The sequence below is a fragment of the Streptomyces sp. YJ-C3 genome (genome assembly GCF_053891275.1).
This window is the reverse complement of sequence record NZ_CM132685.1, coordinates 8,497,841-8,521,187: the sequence shown is the minus strand read 5'-3', so window position 1 is coordinate 8,521,187 and position 23,347 is coordinate 8,497,841. Positions and strand designations below refer to the sequence as shown.

22 protein-coding genes and 1 riboswitch are annotated in these 23,347 nt (G+C 71.2%); of the genes, 11 read left to right on the top strand and 11 right to left on the bottom strand.

The window, feature by feature from the left end:
- The 3 genes from ACVHNB_RS38595 to ACVHNB_RS38585 all read right to left on the bottom strand — a co-directional run bounded on the left by ACVHNB_RS38595 (position 1) and on the right by ACVHNB_RS38585 (position 2,631).
- Positions 1-519 (bottom strand): GNAT family N-acetyltransferase, encoded by a 519-nt coding sequence (locus tag ACVHNB_RS38595; RefSeq protein ID WP_428953935.1) that lies wholly within the window; start codon positions 517-519, stop codon positions 1-3.
- Positions 520-555: 36 nt separating this feature from the next.
- Positions 556-1,827 (bottom strand): hypothetical protein, encoded by a 1,272-nt coding sequence (locus ACVHNB_RS38590; protein WP_456226959.1) that lies wholly within the window; start codon positions 1,825-1,827, stop codon positions 556-558.
- 228 nt (positions 1,828-2,055) lie between these two features.
- Positions 2,056-2,631, bottom strand: a complete 576-nt coding sequence (locus tag ACVHNB_RS38585; RefSeq protein ID WP_428953937.1) for a TerD family protein — start codon at positions 2,629-2,631, stop codon at positions 2,056-2,058.
- Positions 2,632-2,791: 160 nt separating this feature from the next.
- On the opposite strand from ACVHNB_RS38585, the gene arfB reads away from it, so the two are divergent.
- The gene (arfB, locus tag ACVHNB_RS38580; RefSeq protein WP_428953938.1) at positions 2,792-3,217 is read left to right on the top strand and encodes an alternative ribosome rescue aminoacyl-tRNA hydrolase ArfB; all 426 of its coding nucleotides are present in this window, start codon (positions 2,792-2,794) and stop codon (positions 3,215-3,217) included.
- Between the two features lie 168 nt (positions 3,218-3,385).
- On the opposite strand, the gene ACVHNB_RS38575 is transcribed toward arfB, so the two are convergent.
- Complete coding sequence (locus tag ACVHNB_RS38575) at positions 3,386-3,979, bottom strand: flavin reductase family protein (protein WP_428953939.1); 594 nt, start codon at positions 3,977-3,979, stop codon at positions 3,386-3,388.
- 347 nt (positions 3,980-4,326) lie between these two features.
- Here ACVHNB_RS38575 and cdgB point away from each other — a divergent pair, with 347 nt between their 5' ends.
- Both cdgB and ACVHNB_RS38565 read left to right on the top strand, forming a co-directional pair.
- The gene (cdgB, locus tag ACVHNB_RS38570) at positions 4,327-6,033 is read left to right on the top strand and encodes a diguanylate cyclase CdgB (RefSeq protein ID WP_428953940.1); all 1,707 of its coding nucleotides are present in this window, start codon (positions 4,327-4,329) and stop codon (positions 6,031-6,033) included.
- Positions 6,034-6,145: 112 nt separating this feature from the next.
- On the top strand, positions 6,146-7,105 hold the full coding sequence (locus ACVHNB_RS38565) for a carbohydrate-binding protein (RefSeq protein ID WP_428953941.1): 960 nt from the start codon (positions 6,146-6,148) through the stop codon (positions 7,103-7,105).
- Positions 7,106-7,130: 25 nt separating this feature from the next.
- On the opposite strand, the gene ACVHNB_RS38560 is transcribed toward ACVHNB_RS38565, so the two are convergent.
- From ACVHNB_RS38560 to ACVHNB_RS38550, 3 genes are all read right to left on the bottom strand, one after another.
- Positions 7,131-8,081: a 1-phosphofructokinase family hexose kinase gene (locus ACVHNB_RS38560; RefSeq protein WP_456226958.1), complete on the bottom strand. Its 951-nt coding sequence runs from the start codon at positions 8,079-8,081 to the stop codon at positions 7,131-7,133.
- Between the two features lie 126 nt (positions 8,082-8,207).
- A complete protein-coding gene (nagA, locus tag ACVHNB_RS38555; protein ID WP_428953943.1) occupies positions 8,208-9,353 on the bottom strand; it encodes an N-acetylglucosamine-6-phosphate deacetylase in 1,146 nt (381 codons plus the stop codon).
- Entirely contained in the window at positions 9,353-10,321 is a 969-nt protein-coding gene (locus ACVHNB_RS38550) for an ROK family protein (protein ID WP_428953944.1), read from the bottom strand. The genes nagA and ACVHNB_RS38550 overlap by 1 nt, the downstream gene beginning before the upstream one ends.
- Before the next feature lie 179 nt (positions 10,322-10,500).
- On the opposite strand from ACVHNB_RS38550, the gene ACVHNB_RS38545 reads away from it, so the two are divergent.
- The 3 genes from ACVHNB_RS38545 to otsB are packed head-to-tail and all read left to right on the top strand — an operon-like array spanning position 10,501 to position 12,922.
- A complete protein-coding gene (locus tag ACVHNB_RS38545; protein ID WP_456228999.1) occupies positions 10,501-11,766 on the top strand; it encodes an ABC transporter substrate-binding protein in 1,266 nt (421 codons plus the stop codon).
- A 10-nt stretch (positions 11,767-11,776) separates the two neighbouring features.
- The gene (locus tag ACVHNB_RS38540) at positions 11,777-12,013 is read left to right on the top strand and encodes a DUF3263 domain-containing protein (protein ID WP_428953945.1); all 237 of its coding nucleotides are present in this window, start codon (positions 11,777-11,779) and stop codon (positions 12,011-12,013) included.
- Between the two features lie 54 nt (positions 12,014-12,067).
- Positions 12,068-12,922, top strand: coding sequence for a trehalose-phosphatase (gene otsB / locus ACVHNB_RS38535; RefSeq protein WP_428953946.1), 855 nt, complete (start codon positions 12,068-12,070; stop codon positions 12,920-12,922).
- A gap of 58 nt (positions 12,923-12,980) precedes the next feature.
- Here otsB and ACVHNB_RS38530 read toward each other — a convergent pair whose 3' ends face one another.
- From ACVHNB_RS38530 to ACVHNB_RS38520, 3 genes are all read right to left on the bottom strand, one after another.
- Complete coding sequence (locus ACVHNB_RS38530) at positions 12,981-14,363, bottom strand: alpha,alpha-trehalose-phosphate synthase (UDP-forming) (protein ID WP_428953947.1); 1,383 nt, start codon at positions 14,361-14,363, stop codon at positions 12,981-12,983.
- Between the two features lie 89 nt (positions 14,364-14,452).
- A complete protein-coding gene (locus tag ACVHNB_RS38525) occupies positions 14,453-16,579 on the bottom strand; it encodes a DUF7927 domain-containing protein (RefSeq protein ID WP_456226957.1) in 2,127 nt (708 codons plus the stop codon).
- Positions 16,580-16,617: 38 nt separating this feature from the next.
- Positions 16,618-17,565 carry a glucosyl-3-phosphoglycerate synthase gene (locus tag ACVHNB_RS38520; RefSeq protein ID WP_428953949.1) on the bottom strand — a complete coding sequence of 316 codons (948 nt, stop codon included), beginning with the start codon at positions 17,563-17,565 and terminating at the stop codon, positions 16,618-16,620.
- A 179-nt stretch (positions 17,566-17,744) separates the two neighbouring features.
- A riboswitch (SAM riboswitch) is annotated at positions 17,745-17,900 on the top strand.
- 18 nt (positions 17,901-17,918) lie between these two features.
- Here ACVHNB_RS38520 and thrC point away from each other — a divergent pair.
- From thrC to ACVHNB_RS38495, 5 genes are all read left to right on the top strand, one after another.
- Positions 17,919-19,217 (top strand): threonine synthase, encoded by a 1,299-nt coding sequence (thrC, locus tag ACVHNB_RS38515; RefSeq protein WP_456226956.1) that lies wholly within the window; start codon positions 17,919-17,921, stop codon positions 19,215-19,217.
- 38 nt (positions 19,218-19,255) lie between these two features.
- Positions 19,256-19,531, top strand: a complete 276-nt coding sequence (locus tag ACVHNB_RS38510; protein ID WP_428953951.1) for a MoaD/ThiS family protein — start codon at positions 19,256-19,258, stop codon at positions 19,529-19,531.
- Between the two features lie 432 nt (positions 19,532-19,963).
- Complete coding sequence (locus ACVHNB_RS38505) at positions 19,964-20,170, top strand: cold-shock protein (protein WP_005486335.1); 207 nt, start codon at positions 19,964-19,966, stop codon at positions 20,168-20,170.
- A 308-nt stretch (positions 20,171-20,478) separates the two neighbouring features.
- Positions 20,479-22,104, top strand: a complete 1,626-nt coding sequence (groL, locus tag ACVHNB_RS38500; protein WP_428953952.1) for a chaperonin GroEL — start codon at positions 20,479-20,481, stop codon at positions 22,102-22,104.
- Positions 22,105-22,293: 189 nt separating this feature from the next.
- Positions 22,294-23,028, top strand: coding sequence for a DUF6215 domain-containing protein (locus tag ACVHNB_RS38495; protein ID WP_428953953.1), 735 nt, complete (start codon positions 22,294-22,296; stop codon positions 23,026-23,028).
- On the opposite strand, the gene ACVHNB_RS38490 is transcribed toward ACVHNB_RS38495, so the two are convergent.
- Positions 23,007-23,294 carry a hypothetical protein gene (locus tag ACVHNB_RS38490; protein WP_428953954.1) on the bottom strand — a complete coding sequence of 96 codons (288 nt, stop codon included), beginning with the start codon at positions 23,292-23,294 and terminating at the stop codon, positions 23,007-23,009. The genes ACVHNB_RS38495 and ACVHNB_RS38490 overlap by 22 nt on opposite strands.
- Positions 23,295-23,347: the final 53 nt, after the last annotated feature.

Sequence of the window (23,347 nt, the reverse complement as noted above, 5' to 3'; positions counted from 1 at the left end):
CTAGCGTGCGAGCTGCTTCCTCAACACCCGGCAGGGACGCCCGCGTTGAATGTCCGCCCGGCGGTCGATCTCCGTGTAGCCCAGAGCGGTCCAGAAAGCGAGGGCTTGCGTGTTGGCGTCGAGCACGGCGAGGCGCACGGCGGTCCGCCCGGCGGCCCGGAACCGCTCCTCGACCGCCGACGCCAACTCCCGCCCCAGTCCCCGGCGCTGACGTGCCGGGTCGATCATCAGCAGCCCGATCCACGGGTCCGGGTCGGCCGGATCGGGGTGCCGTTCGAGCGTCACGGCGATCCCGGCGAGCCGTCCGCCGGCCCGCGCGAGCAGCACCTCGGCGCCGGGCTGCGCCAGCTCGTCGGCGAGCGCGACCGCGACCTGCGCCGCGGTGATGCCGTCCGGGTCGGGGAAGTCACCGCTGAGGGCGAAGAACTCCCGGTGGGCGGCGTACAGCTCGGTCACCTCGGTGAGCACCTCGCCGGGCAGCGCGTGGTCGGGGCCGGGGTCGAGCGGTTCGAGGATCATGGGGCGAGCGTAGGAGCCCCGGACGCCCGGTGCGGCTCAGGCGTCGGTGCGTCGCCGCCGCGCGACGACCACGGCGCCCGCGCCGAGTGCCACGGCGCCGGCGGCGAGCGCCAGCGTCGGCACGGCACCGGAGGATCCCGTGGAGGCCAGATCCCCGTCGTGCTGCTGACCGCCGGTGCCGCCGGTGGACCCGGCCGGCTCGCCGGAGGTGCCGCCCTGCGGGGTGTGACCGGGCTCGGGACGGTCCTTGTCGGGGACGTCACCGGGGCCGGCGTCGCCCGGGGTGCCGGCGTCGCTGCCGGCCGTCAGTACGGAGAAGTCGTACCGCTTCATCGGGCCGAGCACGCACGGGTTGTACGCGTCGGCGGCGTCGCCCGCCACGAGCGCGAACGCCTTCATGGCCGGGGTCTTCTCCGCCAGGGTGAGGCGCAGCCGCACCTCGGCGGACGAGCCGGGCTTCATCGCCTCGATGGTCGTCGGGTGGTCGTTGTCCTGCTCCAGCTCCTGCCAGGGGGCGCCGTCGCGCGACCACTTGACGGTCATGAAGTGCTGGCGGTCGTTCGTGGCGTCCAGCCGGAACAGCATCAACGGCCGCACGGTCAGGGTGCGGTCGGTGCCGTTGGCGACGGTCAGCGAGAAGTCCGTCGTGGTGCCCGCGACGACCTTCCGCGGCAGGCCCTCGGCCAGCACCGTCAGATCGTCCGTGCGCACGCACTCCTTGGCGGTGTCGAGCGCCTCGTGGGCGTTCTTCTTCTCCTCGGCGGCCTTCTTCTCCGCGTTGATCAGGGCGTTGTAGTCACGGCTCGCCGCGACGCGCGCGTCGTCCATCGCGTCGGCCGTCCTCTTGCGCTCGGCCTTGGCCTCCCGCTCGGCGTCGGCGGCCTTCGAGGCGGCGGTGCGGGCCGCCTCCAGCTCCTGCTGAGCGGCGGGCTTGCCGGCCTCGTCCGCGTTCGCGAGCTTCTCCTCGGCCGCGGTGACGGCGGCGTCCGCGCTCTCCCGGTCCTTCGTGGCGGCCGTGGCGGCCTTGTCCGCGGTGAGGAAGGCGGCGCGCAGCGGGTTCGTGTCGTCGTGGTCGAGGGCGTCGAAGAGCGCGTGCAGCTTCTCCAGGCCGGCCTTCTTGTCGGCCGCCGCCTTCTCGTACGCCGTGTCCGCGTCGTCGGCGGCCTTCTTCAGCTCGGCGTAGGTCGGCCGCGCGGACTCCTCGGCCGTCACGCCCGGGGCGGCGAAGGCCGGGGCGGTGGCCAGACAGAAAGCGGGGACGGCGGCGGCGGTCGCCACGGCGAGGGAGAGGGTGCGGCGCAGATTCACGGACGGGATCGTACGGTCGTGAACGGCTTCGCGGCGGAGTGATCGGCGGCGGCCGGCGCCGGGAGCGGATCACAAACCGGTGCAAGAGCGGGCAGTTGCTCCCGGTTCCCATGGTTTCCCTGTGAGGTTTCTCCAGGGGCTCGTACGTGACCGGCGGCCCCGTGGGAGAAGAGTGCGAGGGGCGCACCGGCGTCGTCCGCCGGTACGCCCCTCGGCCGCTCAGCGAGATCAGACGTTCACGCCGAAGTCCTGCGCGATGCCGACCAGGCCCGAGGCGTAACCCTGGCCCACGGCGCGGAACTTCCACTCCGCCCCGTTGCGGTACAGCTCGCCGAAGACCATCGCCGTCTCGGTGGCCGCGTCCTCGGAGAGGTCGTAGCGGGCGATCTCGGTGCCGCCGGCCTGGTTCACGATGCGGATGTACGCGTTGCGCACCTGGCCGAAGTTCTGCGAGCGGTTCTCCGCGTCGTAGATCGAGACCGGGAAGACGATCTTGTCGACGTCGGCGGGCAGCGCCGCCAGGTTCACGTTGATCGCCTCGTCGTCGCCGGCGCCCTCGCCGGTGCGGTTGTCACCGGTGTGCACGATCGACTGGTCCGGCGTCTGCTTGTTGTTGAAGAACACGAAGTGGCCGTCCGAGTAGACCTTGCCCTGCGTGTTCACCGCGATCGCCGAGGCGTCGAGGTCGAAGTCGGTGCCGGTGGTGGTGCGGACGTCCCAGCCGAGGCCCACGGTGACGGCGGTCAGGCCCGGAGCCTCCTTGGTGAGCGAGACGTTGCCACCCTTGGACAGGCTTACAGCCATTGCGGGAGTCCCTTCCCTCGTTAAGTTCGTACGTGCGTAGCCGAAGCTACTCGTACCCCTATGAACGCGAAGCGGGTACCGGAGGTTCCAGGTGTCTTTACTTTCTTTACCCGGCTGAAAACCGGGTGACGGAGCGGCCCGCGCACGCGACCATGGAGACATGTCCGGTCCCTATCCCATCCGCGGCTCGGTCGTCCTTCCGGAGGCCGAGCTCCTGTGGCGTTTCTCGCGGTCGTCCGGGCCGGGCGGACAGCACGTGAACACCAGCGACTCGCAGGTGGAGCTCCGCTTCGACCTGGCCGCCACGAAGGCGCTGCCCGAGGTGTGGAAGGCGCGCGCCCTGGAGCGGCTCGCGTCCCGCCTGGTGGACGGCGTCGTCTCCGTGCGGGCCTCCGAGCACCGTTCGCAGTGGCGCAACCGGGAGACGGCGGCGGTGCGGCTCGCGGCGCTGCTGGCGGAGGCCTCGGCGCCGCCGCCGAAGCCGCGCCGGCCGACCCGTGTGCCCCGCGGGATCAACGAGCGCCGGTTGCGGGAGAAGAAGGCGCGCTCCGAGACCAAGCGGGGGCGCTCCGCGCGGGACTGGTAGGCGGTCACGGGGGTGCCGCTTGCCGGTCTCGTCGCCGGGTGCGCGTCCGGTGGGGCTTCTCGCGCAGTTCCCCGCCTCCCTGAGATGCGCACTGCGTGCGCCATCTCAGGGAGGCGGGGTCTCACTCACCCGCACCCGTCAACGAAAGCGCCCGGTGACGGGCGGGGCTCAGCCCAGTCCCCGGTACCGCCCCCGGAAATACGTCAGCGGGCCCCCGTCCGCGCTCGGCAGGGCCGCGCCGAGGACCCGGCCGATGACCAAGGTGTGGTCACCCGCGGGGACCCGCCGCTCCGTCCGGCACTCCAGCGTCGCCAGCGCCCCGCCCACCAGCGGAGCGCCCGTGTGCTCGCCCCGTACGTACGGGATGTCCTCGAACAGCAGCCGGTCGCTGATCCGGCCCTTCATGGCGAAGCGCCCGGCGATGTGGCTCTGCGACTCCGAGAGCATCGACACCGCCCACAGGGGCTGCTCGTCGAGGAGGTCGTCCATGCGGGAGCCGTTGCGCAGCGAGACCAGGACCAGCGGCGGGTCCAGCGAGACCGACATGAAGGCCGTCGCCGTCATGCCCGCGTCCTCCCCGGCGGGGCCGTCGGGGTCGAGCGCGGGTTCGTGCGAGGTCAGCAGGACGACACCCGCGGCGAGACGGGACAGGGCGGCGCGGAACTCGTCGTTGCTCACCCCCTCAGGATGCCCGGCGGACGGGGTCGCGGACGGGACGTGCGGGGAGGGGAGTGCTGGCGTGGCAGGGGGAGTTTTCAACACGCTTCCGACGCTAGCCCCGTGCTCGGCCGCACCACATCGGACCGACGGCCGAGACCGGTCCTAGGACCCTCGGCGGACGCTGCGCGGATATGCTCCGGTTCGCTCCGTCCCGTCCCGGTTCCCGCGTTCGGCAAACGCACAGAATGCCCCCGGGATCGTCCTCCAACCCTTCATATCCTGCTGTGACTTGAGTCACAGGAGCCATATTTTGTTGACCCTGTGTACCGAGTGCACAGCTCGCTGTGATTCAGTGGCGGTCGACACTACGAAATGAACGTGCTCCTGCACGTGCGAAGCGAGCCGATCAGAATTCTGGAGTGCTGTCGAGGTCTCGGGGAGAACTGAGCATGGAGACCGAGTCGGAGCCCTACGTCCGTCTTGCGACCCTGCGTCAGCTGCACCAGGTGATGGCGGACATGAACACCGCCCGAAGCCTGGCCGACACTTTGCAGACGGTCGCCGACGGTGTCGTCAACGGGCTCGGTTACGAGCTGGCGTGCGTGAACCTCGTACGCCCCGACGGGGACCTGGTCGTCGCCGCCTTCGCCGGGAACTCCGCCGCCGAGGCCCTCATCACCGGCCGCGTCGGCTCCCGCACCTCCTGGGACCGCCGTCTGGCCATGGGCGAGGACTGGGGCGAGCTGCGCTTCATCCCGTACACCGAGGGCTGGGTCCTCGACGAGGACGACGTGCCGCAGTGGTTCACCGACGGCCCGCCGCCCCGCTTCGAGGACGAGTGGCACCCCTCCGACCGCCTCTTCGCCCCCATGTACGCGACCGGCGCCTCCGGCGGTGAGCTGCTCGGCGTCATATCGGTCGACCGCCCGCGCAACGGCCGCAGGCCCGGCGCCTGGGGCCGTGAGGCCCTGCAGATGTACGCCTTCCAGGCCGCCATCGCCATCAGCAACGCCCGGCTGCGGGCCAACATGCAGCGCGCCCTCGTCCGGCTCGAGCGGGAGCAGCAGGCCCTGCGCGCCAGCGAGGAGAGCTTCCGGCAGGCCTTCGAGTACGCGCCCTCCGGCATGGCCATCGCCGAGATGGGCGGCGACCAGCACGGCCGGATCCTGCGCACGAACGACGCGCTGTGCCGCCTGCTCGGCCGCCCCGCCTCCGCGATGCGCCGCTACTCGTTCTCCGACCTCGTGCACCCGGAGGACATAGGCACCCTGCTGCGCACCTCCGCGGAGGGCGGCCGCGCGGAGCTGCGGCTCGGGCGGCGCGACGGCACGTACGTCTGGGTCTCGCTGCGCAACTCCGTGGTGGCCGACGCCGCCGACGGGCCGCGTTTCCTGCTCACCCACGTCGAGGACATCGAGGACCGCAAGCGCCGCGAGCTGCAGCTCGCCCACCGGGCCTCGCACGACTCCCTCACCGGCCTGCCGAACTCGGCCGAACTGCGCTCCCGGCTCTCCGCCCGGCTCTGCCGGCGCCCGCAGGACAGCAGGCCCAGCGCCATCGACTCGCTCGACGCGGCCTACGGGGACCACGGCCCCCATGCCGCCCACGCCGCGCACGGCTCGGACACGAACGGGCACGGCTTCGACTTCGCCGCCGCCGTCCCGCACCAGTCCGGCCTGTACGAAGGGTTCGACGGCTTCGACCACCATGTGCACGTGGTCGCGCCCGAGGGGGACGGGCAGGACGTCGACGACGGCACGAAGGGCCTCGCCGTCCTCTTCTGCGACCTCGACGGCTTCAAGTCGATCAACGACCGGTTCGGGCACAACGCGGGCGACGCCGTCCTCATCGAGGTCGCCCGGCGTCTGACCAGCGGCGTCCGGGACGGGGACACGGTCGCCCGGCTCGGCGGCGACGAGTTCGTGGTGCTCGCCGACGGGCTCGGCCGCGCGGATGCACAGGACCTCGCGGTCCGGCTGCGGAACGCCATCATTCCGCCGATCCGGGTGGACGGCCGGGCGGTGCGCGTGGGGGCCAGTTTCGGCATCGGCTGGGCCCACTGCGGCATGACCGCGGAAGAAGTGCTGCAATCCGCTGACCAGCGGATGTACGTGGAGAAAAGATCACGTGCCAAGCAGCACCGGCGCGCGGGCTGACGGGTCGCGGCGGCCCGGTCCGCAGGTTTCGGTGAGGTCAAGGCCACTCCTTGGGGTCACTCGCAGCGGGTACGCTCGCCTCGGTAAGCACACGCGTAGGGAGTGATCAGGGATGGCGCCCGGCAACAACGGCGCGAGCACCACGCCCGAGGACGACGATCCGTTCGGCTATCTGTACGCCGACGGACAGGCGGCCGGGGCGACCCCGCCCAGCGGCGGGGGCGGCGGCTACGGCTACCCGAATCCCCGCTCCTCGTACAACCAGGTCCGCACCGTCGGCGAGCGCCAGTACGGCCAGCAGGTCCCGCCGCAGCAGCAGACCGCCGCGTACAACCAGCCGAACGCCTACTACCAGGCACCCGAGACGATGCCCGGCGGTGGCGCCCCGACGCAGCCGGGTCCGCCGCAGGCGCCCGGGCGCGGTGGCGGCGGCCGGGGCCGCGGTCCGAACACCAAGGCGCTGCTGATCGGCGCGGTCGCCGTGGTCGCGGCCGTCGTCATCGGCATCGGCGTCGCCATGCTGGGCAGCGGCTCGGACGACGACAAGGGCGACGACGCGGCCGGCAAGCCGTCCGGCGACTCCCAGTCGGTGCAGCCCAGCGAGACGCCCTCGCAGTCGGCGTCGGCGGAGCCGCTCGACCTGCCCAAGACCGACGCGAAGGCGCTGAAGCTGGCCGGCGGCACCGTCACCGCGTCCGACGTCAAGGGCGCGAAGGCCGCCGGCGGGGTGTACATCGCGGGGTTCAACAAGGTCGGCGCGAGCGTCACCTGGACCGTCAACGACATCCCGAAGGACGGCTCCTACCGGCTGTACGTGAACTACGGCGTGCCCGGCAAGGACTCCGACGCGACGATCAACGTCAACGGCACCAAGCAGGACCGGCCGCTGAACATGAAGAACTTCGCCGGCGCCAAGGAAGGCGACTGGGAGAAGGGCTGGACGAACACCTGGGCCATCGTCCAGCTCACCAAGGGGACGAACGCGATCACGGTCTCCTGCGAGCAGGGCAACCAGTGCGACGCGAACCTCGACCAGATGTGGCTGACCGGCAAGGACGGCCAGAAGAGCTGAGCCGCACCACGACCCTGACGGGGCGTCACCCAGGACCGGGCAGGTCCTGGGCGGCGCCCCTTCTTTCTGCCACGGCGACCTTGCCGACCAGGGACTCGTACGTCCCGCGGTCGAACTCCCCGGCCACCGGCGCCACCACCGTCGCCGCCGACAGCGCGACCGCGCGGGCCAGGCGCTGGGGCCAGGGCAGGTGCTCGACGTGGCCGGAGAGCAGGCCCGCGACCGCGGAGTCGCCCGCGCCCGTCGGGTTGCCCGCGAGTCGCTCGGGGACGGGGGCCTGCCAGGCGCCGTCCGGGGTCAGGGCGCACAGCCCCTTCGCGCCGAGCGAGGCGACGACGGCGTGCGCGCCGCGCCTGCGGGTGTCCTTCATGGCCTGCAACGGCTCGTGGGAGCCGGTGAGTTCGGCCAGCTCGTCCGCGTTCGGCTTCACCATGTCGGGGCGGGCCGCGATGCCGCGGCGCAGCGGTTCGCCGCTGGTGTCGAGGAGGACCGGGACGGAGGCGGCCCGCGCCGCCCGCACCAGCGTCCCGTAGGCGCCGACGGGGACGCCCGGCGGCAGGCTGCCGCACAGGGCCACCGCGGAGGCGGACCGCAGCAGATGCTCGTACGTCTCCTGGAAGGCGGCCCACTCGGCCGGGGAGATCAGCGGACCCGGCTCGTTGAGCTGGGTGGTGTCGCCGGTCGAGGCGTCGACGACGGCGATCGTGCGACGGGTCGAACCGCTGACGGGGACCAGGGCGTCACACACGCCCTTGGAGCCGAGCAGCTGGTCCTGGAGCGTGCGTCCCGTGGCGCCGCCCGCGAAGCCCGTCACCGTCACCTCGTGGCCGAGTGCGGCGAGCACCCGGGCCACGTTCAGCCCCTTCCCGCCGGGGCGTTCGGTGATCTCGGTGACGCGGTGCGAGGCGTGCGGGCGCAGCGCCTTGACCTGATAGGTGATGTCGAGCGCGGTGTTCAAGGTGACCGTGAGGATCACAGGACCTCGCCCCCCGATGGATACGCGTACGTGCAGTAACGCTTTCAGTTACGGGGGCTGATCATGCCAAAGTCAAGGCGGTTGGCCCAGCCCTCGGACCAACCGCCCCTTCAACTGTCGGGCGTATCAGCCCAGTTCGGGCTCGACGAGCCACTCGCCCTTGCGCATGACGCCCTTGAGCTCGAACTCCGCGTCCAGGACCACGAGATCGGCGTCCTTGCCGGGCTCCAGGGAGCCCACCTTGTCGTAGATTCCGAGGAGTGCGGCCGGGTTGGCCGAGATCGCCCGGACGATGTCCTCGACCGGGAGGCGGTCGACGGTGGCGGCGCGCTTGAACGCGCGGTCCAGGGTCAGCGTCGAGCCCGCGATGGAGCCGCCCTCGACGAGCCGCGCCACGCTGTCCTTCACCTCGACCTCCATCGGGCCGAGCATGTAGCGGCCGTCGCCGAAGCCGGCCGCGTCCATCGCGTCGGTGATGAAGGCGACCTTCTCGCCGCCCTTGTGGTGGAAGGCGAGCTCCAGGGCGGCCGGGTGCAGATGCGTGCCGTCGTTGATCAGCTCGACGGTGATCCGCTCGTCCTCCAGGAGCGCCGCGATCGGGCCGGGCGCGCGGTGGCCGAGGGCGGGCATCGCGTTGAAGAGGTGCGTGGCGACGGTGGCGCCCGCGTCGATGGCCTCCACCGTCTGCTCGTACGTCGCGTCGGTGTGCCCGATCGCGGCGATCACGCCCTGCTCGGCGAGCATGCGGACGGAGTCGATGCCGCCGGGCAGCTCGGTGGCGAGGGTGACCATCTTCGCCCTGCCGCGGGCCGCGTCGACCAGCTTGCGCACCTCGGCCGGGTCCGGGTCGCGCAGCAGCGTCTCGTCGTGGGCGCCCTTGCGGCACGGCGAGATGAACGGGCCCTCGAAGTGGATGCCCGCGATCTCGCCCTGCTCGGCCAGCTCGGACAGCAGGCCCGCGCGCTGCGTGAGGAAGTCCGTCTCGCCCGTCACGAACGACGGGACGACCGTCGTCGTGCCGTGCAGGCGGTGGGTGTGGATGCCCTTGAGGATCTCGTCGACCGTGCCGGAGGTGAAGGACGCGCCGCCGCCGCCGTGGTTGTGCATGTCGACGAAGCCGGGCACCACCCAGTGGCCGGAGAGGTCGACGACCCCGGCGTCGCCGGGAGCGCTCCCGGCGATCTTCGTGCCGTCGACGATGACGCGTCCGTCGGGGACGGTCCCGGTGGGCAGCACCACCTGGGCACCGGCGAGCACCTTTGCTGTGGCCATCAGGCGGTTACCTCCGTGTTGGTCGGGTCGTCCTTGTTGTCTTCGGTCTCGGCGGCGAGAAGGTCCCAGGCGAGCAGCCCCGCGCCCAGGCATCCGGCGGTGTCCCCGAGGACGGCCGGGACGATCGTGGGGAGCGACTGGAACGTCACGCGCTCCGCGACCGCCGCCCGCAGGGGTGTGAACAAGGTTTCCCCGGCCTCGGCGAGACCGCCACCGATGATCAGGGTGCGCGGGTCCAGCAGAGTGAGCGCCATGACGAGTCCGTCGGCGAGCGCGTCCACGGCGTCCTGCCAGACCTGCACCGCCCGCGGGTCCCCGGCGTCGACGGCCCGCGCGCAGTCCGCCGCGGTGGCCTTCTCGTCGCCGCTCGCGGCCTGCCAGGCCAGGGTGACGGCGGACGCCGAGGCGTACCGCTCCAGGCAGCCGCGCTGACCGCAGCCGCAGGGCACCCCGCCGGGCCGGACGACGACATGGCCGATCTCGCCGGCCGAGCCGTGCGCGCCGGGCTCGATCCGGCCGTCGATGCCGATGGCGCCCGCGATACCGGTGCCGAGCGGCATGAACAGGAAGCGGTCGGCGTCCTTGCCGGCGCCGAGCCGGCCCTCGCCGAGCCCGCCGGTGCGCACGTCGTGGCCGAGCGCGACCGGGATGGCGCCGAGCCGCTCGCTCAGCAGGGCCCGCATCGGCACGTCGCGCCAGCCGAGATTGGCGGCGAACAGGGCGATGCCGGCTCCCTCGTCGACGACGCCGGGCACCGCGACGCCGGCCGCCACCGCGGGCTCGCCGAGGTGCTTCTCGCCGTACGCGCGCAGCTCGGCGGCGAAGCCGAGTATGGTCTCGACGACCGCCTCGGGCCCCCGCTCGCGCTCCGTCGCCCGGCGCGCCTGATGCAGCAGCGTGCCGTCCGCCCCGACCAGGGCGGCCTTCATCCCGGTGCCGCCCACGTCGAGGGCGATGACATGTCTCACGGGGAACAGTCTCGCGCGTACACCCGTGAGAGGTCTAGTCCACTCGCATGGATCTTGCGCAGATACCGCCCTGTTGCCGAAGTGAGATCCAGGTGGTGTAGACCTTAGGGTTCGGCCCCGGGGGATCCCCGGGGACCCGCGACGTCACGCGTGACACACATACGAGGGTGGGAACAGCGGTGCAGCGGCACATCACCGGTCTGATAGCGGCAGCGGCCGCGCTGGGCATGGCGGGCACGCTCACCGCCTGCGGGGGAACGGGCTCCGGCGGCGACGTCACGCTGAAACTGGTCGCCGCCGACTACGGCGACTCGTCGGCCAACAGCTCCCAGAAGTACTGGGACAAGCTCACCGCCGCCTTCGAGAAGGACCACCCCGACATCAAGGTCGACGTCGACGTCTACTCGTGGAACGACGTCGACGCCAAGGTCAAGAGCATGGTCGACGCCGGCCACGCCCCGGACATGGCACAGATCGGCGCGTACGCCGACTACGCCGCGGCCGGGAAGCTGTACCCGGTCGGCGATCTGCTCGACGTGCCCACCCAGGCCGACTACCTGTCGCAGCTCGCCGACGCGGGCAAGGTCGACGGCACCCAGTACGGCATGCCGTTCGCCTCCTCCACGCGGCTGCTGTTCTACAACAAGAAGCTCTTCAAGGACGCCGGCATCACGCCGCCCACCACCTGGGCGCAGCTGGAGGCCGACGCCAAGGCGCTCAAGGCGGCCGGGGTGAAGATCCCGTACGCGCTGCCGCTGGGCCGCGAGGAGGCCCAGGCCGAGACCATGATCTGGATGCTGAGCGGCGGCGCCGGCTACACCGACGACGTCGGCTCGTACACCATCGACTCCAAGCAGAACGTCGCGACGTTCGACTGGCTGAAGAACGACCTCGTCGGCAAGGGCCTGACCGGCCCCACCGCGCCCGGCAAGCTCAACCGGGCCACCGCCTTCGCCGCGTTCGCCAAGGGCGAGGTCGGCATGCTCAACGGCCACCCCACACTGATGCGCATGGCCGCGAAGCAGGGCGTCGACTACGGCACCGTGCAGCTGCCGGGGCCGAACGGCCCGGCCAGGTCCACGATGGGCGTCGCCGACTGGATGATGGCGTTCAAGCAGAACGGCCACAGCAAGCAGGTCGGCGAGTTCCTCAACTACGTCTACAGCGAGAAGAACGTCCTGGACTTCTCCCGCGAGTACGACCTGCTGCCGGTCACCAACAGCGCCTCCGAGACCATGTCCGACGCCCAGGAGGACAAGAAGCTCTGGCCGTTCCTGGCCAGCCTCACCAACTCCGAGATCTACCCGGTCGGCAAGACGTCCTGGGCCTCGGTCAGCGCCGACATCAAGGACCAGATCGGCTCCGCGCTCACCGCGAACACCAGCCCGGGCGCCGTGCTCGGCCGGATCCAGAACCAGGCGGCGGCCGCCGAATCCGCCGAGTAGCGTGGCGGGCATGGACGACCTTCCCGGCCTGGGCGAACGCGAGCGCGCGGTGCTCGCGTTCGAAGGGCGCGGCTGGGAGTCGCCGGGCGCCAAGGAGCGGGCCATCCGCGAGGAGCTCGACCTGGCGCCGGTGCGCTACTACCAGGTGCTGAACGCGCTGCTCGACGATCCCCGGGCGCTGGAGCACGCGCCGGTGACCGTGAACCGGTTGCGGCGGGTCCGCGACAGCAGGCGCCGGGAGCGGTGAGACCGGGGTTCCCCACGCCCCCAGGACGGCCGTGCCGCGGCTAAGGTCGGTCGCATGGTGAGCCCCCAGGACGACCTCTGGACCCCGACCACCTCCGCCGGGCGCGACGGCCTGGCCGCTATCGTCGCCCGGCCCTCCCGGGCGGTCGTCGCCGTCGACTTCGACGGGACCCTGGCCCCGATCGTCCCCGACCCCGAGCAGGCCCGCGCGCACCCCGACGCCGTACCGGCCCTCGCCGCGCTGGCGCCCAGGGTCGCCTCCGTCGCCGTCATCACCGGGCGGCCCGCCGGGGTCGCGGTCCGGCACGGCGGCTTCGCGGGGGTGCCCGGCCTGGAGCACCTCGTCGTCCTCGGGCACTACGGCGCCGAGCGCTGGGACGCGGTCACCGGCACCGTACGGGCCCCCGCGCCGCACCCCGGGGTCGCCGCGGTGCGCTCCGAACTCCCGGGCGTGCTGGCCGAGTCCGGGCTGTGGCACGACACGTACGTCGAGGAGAAGGGCCGGGCCGTCGCGGTCCACACGCGGCGCGCGAGCGACCCCCAGGGCGCGTTCGAGACCCTGCGCGCACCGCTGACCGCGCTCGCCGCGCGGCACGGGCTGATGGTGGAGCCGGGCCGGATGGTCCTGGAACTGCGCCCGCCCGGCGTCGACAAGGGGGCGGCGCTCACCGAGTACGTCCGTGAGGTCGGCGCGGAGTCCGTCCTGTACGCGGGTGACGACCTGGGTGACCTGCCCGCGTTCGCGGCGGTGGAGAAGTTGCGGTCCGACGGGATGCCCGGGGTGCTGGTGGCGGCGGACACGGTGATCGCCGAGCTGGCGGAGCGGGCGGACCTGGTGCTCGACGGCCCGCCTGAGGTGGTGGGCCTGCTCGGGTGGCTCGGGGCCGTGGCGTCCTCGTCCGCCGGGTGACCGTCTCGTCGCCGGGTGCGGCCCCACTCACCCGCACCCGGCGACACAGCCCAGAACCTCAGTCCTGACGCAGCGCCTCCAGCTGATCCAGGAACCACTGCCCGGGGGGCAGCGCGGTCCCGGCGGCAGCCAGCCGTTTCGTTCGCTCCGCCCGCTCCCCCTCCGGCATGGCGAGCGCCGCGGCGAGCGCCGCGGACGTCCCGGTCACGTCGTACGGGTTGACGACCAGCGCGTCCTCGCCCAGTTCCTCGAACGCCCCCGCCTCCCGGGACAGCACCAGCACGCAACCGTCGTCGCAGACGACCGGTACCTCCTTCGCGACGAGGTTCATGCCGTCGCGGATCGGGTTGACGAGGGCCACGTCCGCGAGCCGGTACGCCGCGAGCGAGCGCGCGAAGTCGTCCTTGACGTGCAGCACGACCGGCGTCCAACCCTCGGTGCCGAAGCGGGAGTTGATCGACTCGGCGACGCGGGAGACCTCGTCCGTGTAGTCGCGGTACACCGCGAGGTCCTGGCGCGAGGGGTACGCGAACGCGACGTGCACGACCTTCTCCCGCAGCTCGGGACGGGTCTCGAGCAGCAGCTCGTAGGCGCGCAGCCCGCGCACGATGTTCTTCGACAGCTCGGTCCGGTCGACCCGGACGATCACCTTGCGGTCCGCGCCCACCTGCTCCCGCAGCGCGGCGAGCCGCTCCTCGACATCGGGCCGGTGGGCGCGCTCCCGCAGGAAGTCGGCGTCGGCGCCGAGCCCGTGCACCCCGATCCGCGTCCCCGACGTGCCCCCGAGGATCCGCGTACAGCACTCGGTGAACGCGTCCGCCCAGCGCCGGGTCAGGAAGGCCAGCCGGTCCGCGCCGAGCATCCCGTTCAGGAGCTGCTCGGCGATGTCGTCGGGCAGCATCCGGAAGTAGTCGACGGGCGCCCAGGGCGTGTGCGAGAAGTGCCCGATGCGCAGGTCGTCGCGGAGCTCGCGGAGCATGCCCGGCACCAGTGCCAGGTGGTAGTCCTGCACGACCACCGTCGCGCCCGGCGCGGCCTCCTCGGCGAGGGCCTCGGCGAACGCCCGGTTGTACGCCTCGTACGACGCCCACTGCCGGCGGAACTCCGGGCCGAACGACGGCTCCAGAGGCGTCTGGTAGAGCATGTGGTGCACGAACCACAGCACCGAGTTCGCGATCCCGTTGTACGCGTCCGCGTGCACGCCGGCGTCGATGTCCAGCATCCGCACACCCGGTTCGGCGACCCCGCGCCGGACCGCCTCCCGGTCGCCGTCGCCGAGCGCCGCGCACACCCACAGCTTGTCGTCGACGACGCTGAGCGCGGACACCAGACCGCCCCCGCCGCGCTTCGCCTCGATCGTTCCGTCGTCGCCGACGGCGTACGACACGGGGCCGCGGTTGGACGCGACGAGAACCTCAGCAGCACCAAGAGTGGAAGCCATAGGGGCACGCTAGCCCGGCCCGGAAGCGTTCAAACGTACGGCCGGACCCCGTCAGGGGTCCGGCCGTATACAACGCCCTCAGCGGCAGGTCAGTCCTTGCGGCCGCGCACCGCCGCGAGGATCAGCGCGCCGAGCCCGCACAGCGAGACGGCGAGCCCTCCGTACAGCAGCGCCTGCGAGCTGTCGGCGCCCGTCTCGGCCAGCTCGGGGCCGGTCGGGTGCGGCGGCGTCGGCCGGGCCTGCTGCCGCTTGGTGACGATGACCGCGGTGCACGGGTCGTCGCCGCCGCGCGCGCGGGCCGAGCAGGTGGTGTTCGGCACCTCACCGGTCACCGGGATCACGGTGACCGCGCCGGGCGTGCAGGAGACCTTGACGTTCTCCTTGATGACGACCTTGCCGTGGGCGGGCACGGTGCCGGTCCAGTGGAAGGCCGAGCCCTTCTTGGTGACCGTGCCGGCCGAGGCGGTCGGGGTGCCGACGGCGCCCTTCGTGGGCCAGGAGATCGCGGCGTTCCGGCGCGGGGTCCCGCTGCTGTTGCGCAGGGTGATGGTGTCGCGGACCGTGGCGCACGGGGGAGCGGTCGGGGTCGCCGGCCGGTTGACGATCTCCAGGTGCGGGGTGGGGCCCGGCGGAGTCGGCGGTGTCGTCGGGGGCGTCGTGGGCGGCGTCGGCTTCTCGATGACCGGCGTGAAGCCGCAGTTCGGGTCCTGCGAGTCCTCCTCGCAGTTGGTGCGCGGGGTGTCGGCGGTCACGTTGTTGGTGAGCTTGCCGTCGCCGTCGAGCGGGTCGTGGAGCGTGGCGCTGTAGGTGATCGTCGCGGTCTGCCCGGCTGGCACGTCGCCGCGCCAGTTCAGCTTCGGGCTCGCGTACGTGACCTGACCCAGGCTGGCCTTGGCGTCGCCGTTGTAGTCGGCGTCGTCCAGCACGTCACCGAGGTCGTCGCTGAGCTGGGCGCCCGGGTAGTCGACCTCGCCGATGTTCTTCGCGGTGATCGTGTACGTCACCTTGCCGCCCGGCGCGACCTTGCTCGGCGCGGCGCTCTTCTTGACCTCCAGGTCGGGCACCGGCACGGAGAAGGCGAGCGCCGAGGGCACGTAGGTGTCGCCCTTGGTGCGGAACGTCAGGCCGGCCGAGGTGGAGCCCGGTGGCAGCGCGCTGGACGGGATCGTCACGTCCTTGGCGTCGATGCTGAAGTTGTTGCGGTCGCAGGGCTGGTCGCAGCCGTCGGCCTTGCTGTTGAAGAAGTTGTTGGTGCCGCTGCCGTCGGCCTCGGCGATCTGCTGCCCGTTGACCAGGAACTGGTCGCCCGCCACGTTCGCGTCGCCCTCGTACGCGGTGACGCTGGCGCGCACGTCGCCGCCGCCCGCCCGGTAGAAGCCGTCGATGTCGATCGTGGTGTCGGGGTCCTTGGACTGCTGGACCACGTGGCCGCCGTACACGTAGACGTTGCGGCGCGTGGGCGCGTACTGGGCGTTCGGTGCGTCGTACTTGTAGGCGACGGTCAGCGACCAGCCGCCGACGCAGCCCTTGCCGGTCGGGGCCCAGACGTTGCCGACCGCGACCGGCACCTCGGTGCCGGTCGTGACGCCGGAGAACAGCGAGGTGATGTCGGACTCGGCGGTGTAGTAGTGCGGGCCGCCGACCTCGGCCGGGGTGCGCACCGCGTTCTGCACGGTGACGGGCGTCTCGGCGCCGGCGCCGATCCTCACCACGGGCCGCGTGGTGAGCGGGTCACCGGCCGGGGAGGTGGCCGGGCCGGCGGTGTCGCAGCGCGCGATCTGGTTGCGGCCCAGCTTGTACGTGCCGTCGTTGCCGCCCCAGAAGAGGCGGGCGTAGGCGACGGTGGCGCCCGGCGGGATCGTCACCTTGCCGGTGGAGGAGTTGACGACCGTCGAGGACAGCCCGGCCGTGTCCGTGTACTGCATGTCGAACTGGTTGTTGTTCTCGGTGCTCGTGCCCGTCTGCGCGGACCGGCAGCGCGCCGCGTCGTCCGCGGGCGTGGTCGGGCACCGCATCACGGTGTTGCCGAGCGTGATGAAGTCGCCGTAGAGGGCTTCCTCGTACCGCTTGGCGAAGGGTTCGACCACCACCGCCGAGGCCGGAACGGCCGCCGCGACGAGGGTCGCGGCGGCCGTGGCCGTGGCGGCGAGGGTCCCGGCGAGGCGGGTGGCGGCGCCTGTGAGCCGCCGGTTGCTTCTTGCGTGTCTAAGCCACATAAGCGGCAATGTAGGCAAAAAGCATCATCACTCAGTGGCTATGCGACGCGACGCTCCGCGTACTCACTGATTTCGGTCATCGGGGGACGCTCCTCCGTGTCCACCTCGTACGTCCGCGGCTCGAAGCCGCCCTCCCCGCGCTCGAACTGGGTGAGCACGGGCCGCACCAGATGCCCGCGGGCCAGCCGCAGCTGCGCCGTGCGGTAGATCGCGGCGGCCATCCGCCCGAGCGCCTGCCCGTCCTGGTGCCGGTGCTTGCGCACCCCCACGTCGACCTGGGCCAGCGCGTCCAGGCCCACGGTGTGCAGGGCGTCCACGAGCAGCCCGAGCTCCACGCCGTACCCGACGGGGAACGGCAGCCGCTCCAGCAGCGACCTGCGGGCCGCGTACTCGCCGCCCAGCGGCTGGACGAATCCGGCCAGCCGGGGCCAGTGCAGATTGAGGATCGGGCGCGCCATCAGCTCCGTGACACGGCCGCCCTGCCCGGCGGCCCCGCCCAGCGGACGGTCGTACATCGCCTTCACGAAGGCCACGCCCGGGTCGGTCAGCAGCGGCCCGACGATCCCGGAGACGAAGTCCGCCGAGAACTCCTTGAGGTCCGCGTCGACGAAACACACGATGTCGCCGGACGTCACGAAAAGTGAACGCCACAGCACCTCGCCCTTGCCGGGCCGCACCGGGATCCGCGGCAGGACCGTGTCCCGGTGCACGACGCGGGCCCCGGCCGCCGCGGCGACCTCGGAGGTGCGGTCCGTGGACCCGGAGTCCACCACCACCAGCTCGTCGACGAGCGGCACCGCCTCCGTCATCAGCTCACGCCGGATCACGGCGACGATCTCCCCGACCGTCTCCTCCTCGTCGAGCGCGGGCAGCACCACGCTCACCGTCTGGCCGGACGCGCGCTTCGCGGCGATGAGCTGGTGCAACGAGCGGTCGGCCACGGACCAGGAGCGCCGCTCAAGCCAGCGCTCGACTTCTTCCAGCACGGTCTGCGGCTCCTTATCGGCGGGGCGGTATCGGTCGATGTGATCCATCTCGCGGTTCGGACGACTATCTCAAGGGTCCAGGCCGTCGGTTACAGTCTTGAACAAGGCCGGTGACCATCGCATGTCGGGGTCGCCGCCCGGTGTCAGCGCGTATCAGGGCGCGACACACAATCGAATACCGCTCATCCAGAGGGGCAGAGGGATACGGCCCGTTGAAGCCCCGGCAACCCTCCAGCCGGTCTCGTACGACTGTCATCGTCGACGTCGCGAGGCTCCCGGCTAGGGAAGGTGCCAAATCCGTCTCGTGGCGAGATGCGCCGCGAGGAAGATGAGGAGAAAGGGCCTCGCCTCTCATGGCTGTACAGACTGTCGCCACCACGACCGCCGCGAACACCGTCGACCTCGGCCCCGCGTCCGGCCTCTCCTGCCGCGAGTGCGGCACCACGTTCCCGCTCGGACCGATCTTCGCCTGCGCCGAGTGTTTCGGGCCTCTGGAAGTCGCGTACGACCTGCCCGTCGGCGACCCCGAGGCACTCCGCAAGCAGATCGAGGCGGGCCCGGCCAACGTCTGGCGCTACGCCCCGCTGCTGCCCGTCCCGGCCGACGTCGCCGAGAAGCCGAACCTGAACCCGGGCTGGACCAAGCTGGTCAAGGCCGACAACCTCGCCCGTGAACTCGGCGTCGAGCAGGGCAGGTTGTTCGTCAAGGACGACTCCGGCAACCCCACGCACTCCTTCAAGGACCGGGTCGTCGCGCAGGCCATCGAGGCCGCCCGCGCCTTCGGCTTCACCACACTGTCCTGCTCCTCCACCGGCAACCTGGCCGGCGCCGTCGGCGCCGCGGCCGCCCGCGCCGGCTTCCGCTCCTGCGTGTTCATCCCGCACGACCTGGAGCAGGGCAAGGTCGTCATGGCCGGTGTCTACGGCGGTGACCTCGTCGCCATCGAGGGCAACTACGACGACGTGAACCGTTTCTGCTCCGAGCTCATCGGCGACCCGCTGGGCGAGGGCTGGGGCTTCGTGAACGTGAACCTGCGCCCGTACTACGGCGAGGGCTCCAAGACGCTCGCGTACGAGATCTGCGAGCAGCTCGGCTGGCAGCTGCCCGACCAGCTGGTCATCCCGATCGCGTCCGGCTCGCAGTTCACGAAGATCGACAAGGGGCTGCAGGAGCTGATCAAGCTCGGCCTCGTCGAGGACAAGCCGTACAAGCTCTTCGGCGCCCAGGCCGAGGGCTGCTCCCCGGTCTCGGTCGCGTACAAGGGCGGCCACGACGTGGTGCGCCCGCAGAAGCCGAACACCATCGCCAAGTCGCTGGCCATCGGCAACCCGGCCGACGGGCCGTACGTCCTGGACATCGCGCGCCGCACGGGCGGTGCCGTGGAGGACGTGAACGACGAGCAGGTCGTCGAGGCGATCAAGCTGCTCGCGCAGACGGAGGGCATCTTCGCGGAGACGGCGGGCGGCGTGACGCTCGGTGTCACCAAGAAGCTCATCGAGGCCGGGCTGATCGACCCGTCCCTGACCACGGTCGTGCTGAACACGGGTGACGGGCTCAAGACGCTCGACGCCGTCGCCGATTCATCGCAGGCGACCGCGACGATCCGGCCGAGCCTGGAGGCGTTCCGCGACGCCGGTCTCGCCGCCCACTGAGCCACCATCCGACCCAGCAGCAACGGGAGTCACCCATCATGAGCGTCAACGTCCGGATCCCCACCATTCTCCGTACCTACACCGGCGGCCAGGCCGAGGTGAGCGCCGAGGGCGCCACGCTCGCCGATGTCATCACCGACCTGGAGAAGAACCACACCGGGATCGCCGCCCGCGTCCTCGACGACCAGGGCAAGCTGCGCCGCTTCGTGAACGTCTACGTGAACGACGACGACGTCCGCTTCGAGCAGGGGCTGGAGACGGCGACGCCGGACGGCGCCGGGGTCTCGATCATTCCCGCCGTCGCCGGCGGCTGATCTTTCCCTGTTCCACGCAGAGTTACGTGAATTGCCCCCTCCGCGAGAGAAGCGGAGGGGGCAATTCTGCATGGTTGAGCGCGGTACAGTTGGGGAAGCCGCTTCCTTCTGCCGCCCGGTGCATGACGGGCGCATATGAGTTCTCGCCCGAACCGCGACAAGAAGCAGCCAAAGTGCCCGGCCCTTTCGAGCTCTTTATGGCATTTGTGCGGCCCGACTTGCCCTGGGATCCGGTGAGTTGGCCCGGTTTCCCCGATCGTGGGCGCCCAGAATTCTCGTCCGATTGACCTGTTGCAGACGGCAGTTGGGCAGATACATTCAGCCGCGGTCGACGCGTTCCGGCGCACACCCCCAAACCCTTTGGGGAGTGAGGTCTGACCCGGGACCGCGAAGTGCGGTCTCGCGCAAGGGCCAGTAATAGGGGAGTTAGGCATGGCTCAGGGCACCGTCAAGTGGTTCAACGCGGAGAAGGGGTACGGCTTCATCGCGGTCGACGGTGGTGCGGATGTATTCGTCCACTACAGCGCGATTCAGATGGACGGCTACCGCACCCTCGAAGAGGGTCAGCGAGTGGAATTCGAGATCTCGCAGGGCCAGAAGGGGCCGCAGGCCGACATGGTCCGCCTGGCCGCCGGCTGAAGCGCGTCACGACTGACAGGCTTCGTACGAGCGAAGGGTCCGTGTCCCCGCCAGGGGGTACGGGCCCTTCGTGCTGTGCGGGCACCGGGGGCGGGCGTCGGGGATCTGTGGTAGCCGCTTGCACTCGCAGGGGTCGAGTGCTAATCATTGGCGTTAGCACTCTCCGAGTGAGAGTGACAGAACTTGGATCGGGTCGGTGAGGTCCGGGAGCCGGGTGGGGCAAGGAACCACAAGGCTCAAGGGCCGTCCGTCGCGGGCACCAGCACGGTCCGTTTGCGTTTCCACCCCGTCCGGGAGGACCACTTCACATGGCCAAGATCATCGCGTTCGACGAGGAGGCACGGCGCGGCCTCGAGCGCGGCATGAACCAGCTCGCCGACGCCGTCAAGGTGACCCTGGGCCCCAAGGGTCGCAACGTCGTCCTCGAGAAGAAGTGGGGCGCCCCCACGATCACCAACGATGGTGTGTCCATCGCCAAGGAGATCGAGCTCGAGGACCCGTACGAGAAGATCGGCGCCGAGCTGGTCAAGGAGGTCGCGAAGAAGACGGACGACGTCGCCGGTGACGGCACGACGACCGCGACCGTCCTGGCCCAGGCCCTGGTGCGCGAGGGTCTGCGCAACGTGGCCGCCGGTGCCAACCCGATGGCCCTCAAGCGGGGCATCGAGAAGGCCGTCGAGGCCGTCTCCGCCGCTCTCCTTGAGCAGGCCAAGGATGTCGAGACCAAGGAGCAGATCGCTTCCACGGCCTCCATCTCCGCCGCCGACACCCAGATCGGCGAGCTCATCGCCGAGGCCATGGACAAGGTCGGCAAGGAAGGCGTCATCACCGTCGAGGAGTCCCAGACCTTCGGTCTGGAGCTGGAGCTCACCGAGGGTATGCGCTTCGACAAGGGCTACATCTCGGCGTACTTCGCCACCGACATGGAGCGTATGGAGGCGTCGCTCGACGACCCGTACATCCTCATCGTCAACTCGAAGATCGGCAACGTGAAGGACCTCCTTCCGCTGCTCGAGAAGGTCATGCAGTCCGGCAAGCCGCTGCTGATCATCGCCGAGGACGTCGAGGGCGAGGCCCTGTCGACCCTGGTCGTCAACAAGATTCGTGGCACCTTCAAGTCCGTCGCCGTCAAGGCCCCGGGCTTCGGTGACCGCCGCAAGGCCATGCTCGGCGACATCGCCATCCTCACCGGTGGCACCGTCATCTCCGAGGAGGTCGGCCTCAAGCTGGAGAACGCCGGTCTCGACCTGCTCGGCCGCGCCCGCAAGGTCGTCATCACCAAGGACGAGACGACGATCGTCGACGGCTCCGGTGACAGCGACCAGGTCCAGGGCCGCGTCAACCAGATCCGTGCCGAGATCGAGAACTCGGACAGCGACTACGACCGCGAGAAGCTGCAGGAGCGCCTGGCGAAGCTCGCCGGCGGTGTTGCGGTCATCAAGGCCGGTGCCGCGACCGAGGTCGAGCTCAAGGAGCGCAAGCACCGCATCGAGGACGCCGTTCGCAACGCGAAGGCGGCCGTCGAGGAGGGCATCGTCGCCGGTGGTGGCGTGGCCCTGCTGCAGGCCTCCGCGGTCTTCGAGAAGCTGGAGCTCGAGGGTGACGAGGCGACCGGCGCCAACGCCGTGAAGCTCGCCCTGGAGGCCCCGCTCAAGCAGATCGCCGTCAACGGTGGCCTTGAGGGTGGCGTCGTCGTGGAGAAGGTGCGGAACCTGGCCGTCGGCCACGGTCTGAACGCCGCCACGGGCGAGTACGTCGACATGATCGCCGAGGGCATCCTCGACCCGGCGAAGGTGACGCGCTCCGCGCTGCAGAACGCCGCGTCGATCGCCGCGCTGTTCCTCACCACCGAGGCCGTCATCGCCGACAAGCCGGAGAAGGCCGCTGCCGCGGGCGCTCCGGGCGGCATGCCGGGCGGTGACATGGACTTCTGAGCCGTCTCACGGTTCAGCCGGTCTGTTCGTCCCGAGGGCGGCATCTCCTCTTCACGAGGGGGTGCCGCCCTCGGGCGTTTCCCCGTTCCCGGGTTCCGCACAGGAATCCTCTTGTTCCCTTGATCGTCACGGGTTACTGTCCCCGGGCGCGTACTGGGGAGTAGTGCGCAATCACGGCAGGTGGGGGACATGGCCGACAGTGACGGTGTGCCGGAAAAGAGCATGAACGCGTGGGGGCAGGCCATCTCGGCCGTCGCGCTGGTGGGGGCGCTCGCCGTGGGGTTCTGGGCGATCGCGCGGGACTCGGCGTCCGACCAGGGCGGTGCGCCGGAGGCCGCCGCCTGCTCGGGCGGGGCGCCGGAGAAGGGCGACAAGGCGGCCGGCCGGGTGTACGGGGCCCAGCTGTGCAAGGCGCTGAACCAGAGCGAGCTCGCCACCTGGCTGGGGACGCCCGGCGAGGTCCCCAAGAGCGCGAGCGGCAGCGGCGACGGGTCGATCGGCTCGGGCAGCAGCAAGATCCCGTACCGGTCGGCGCGGATCGAGTTCGAGACGTACACGGTGACGCTCTCGGCGACGTACGACAAGCTGCCGGTGGACGCGGAGTCCGTGGCGTTCCTCGGCCGTGACGTGCACGCGCAGAAGGTGTTGCGCCGCGCCGCGGTCTTCTACTCGACGCAGACCCTGGGCATCCGCTTCCGGCTCGACGGCTCGGACGCCGAGAGCACGCAGGGGGTACCGGCCGAGGCGCTCACCGTGGCGCTCGACCCGAAGAACCGCGGCGGCTCCTACGAGCTGGCGGTGTGGCGCAACGGCGGCGGCTACCCGGACCGGACCGTGCTCCTCGAGGTCGCGGAGCACGTGCTCCCGGTGGTGCCCGGCTTCGACTCAGGGACGACGCTGCCTCAGGACGCGCCCTCCTCGTAACTGGCCCACGCGTCACGGCCCGCCCGGGACGCGCTCGTCGCCGCCGTCTGGGCCTGCCGGAACGCGCGCTGCGCCAGCTCGGCGGGCGGGACGTCCCAGCTGCCGGTCCAGGTGCGGCCCGCGCGCGCCAGCTCGTAGACCAGTACGCCGATGCCCGCGGCGGCGGTGAGCATGCCGATGCCGGTCAGCGCGGCGCCGGTGGCCAGCCGCCGCTGGTCGGGGCGGAACTCGGTCCAGGAGATCTTGGAAAGGGTGCTCTCAGCCATGGGGCCAGGATGCGGGAGGGCGGGCGCGGTCGCATGTGGAGCGCGGGGCGGGC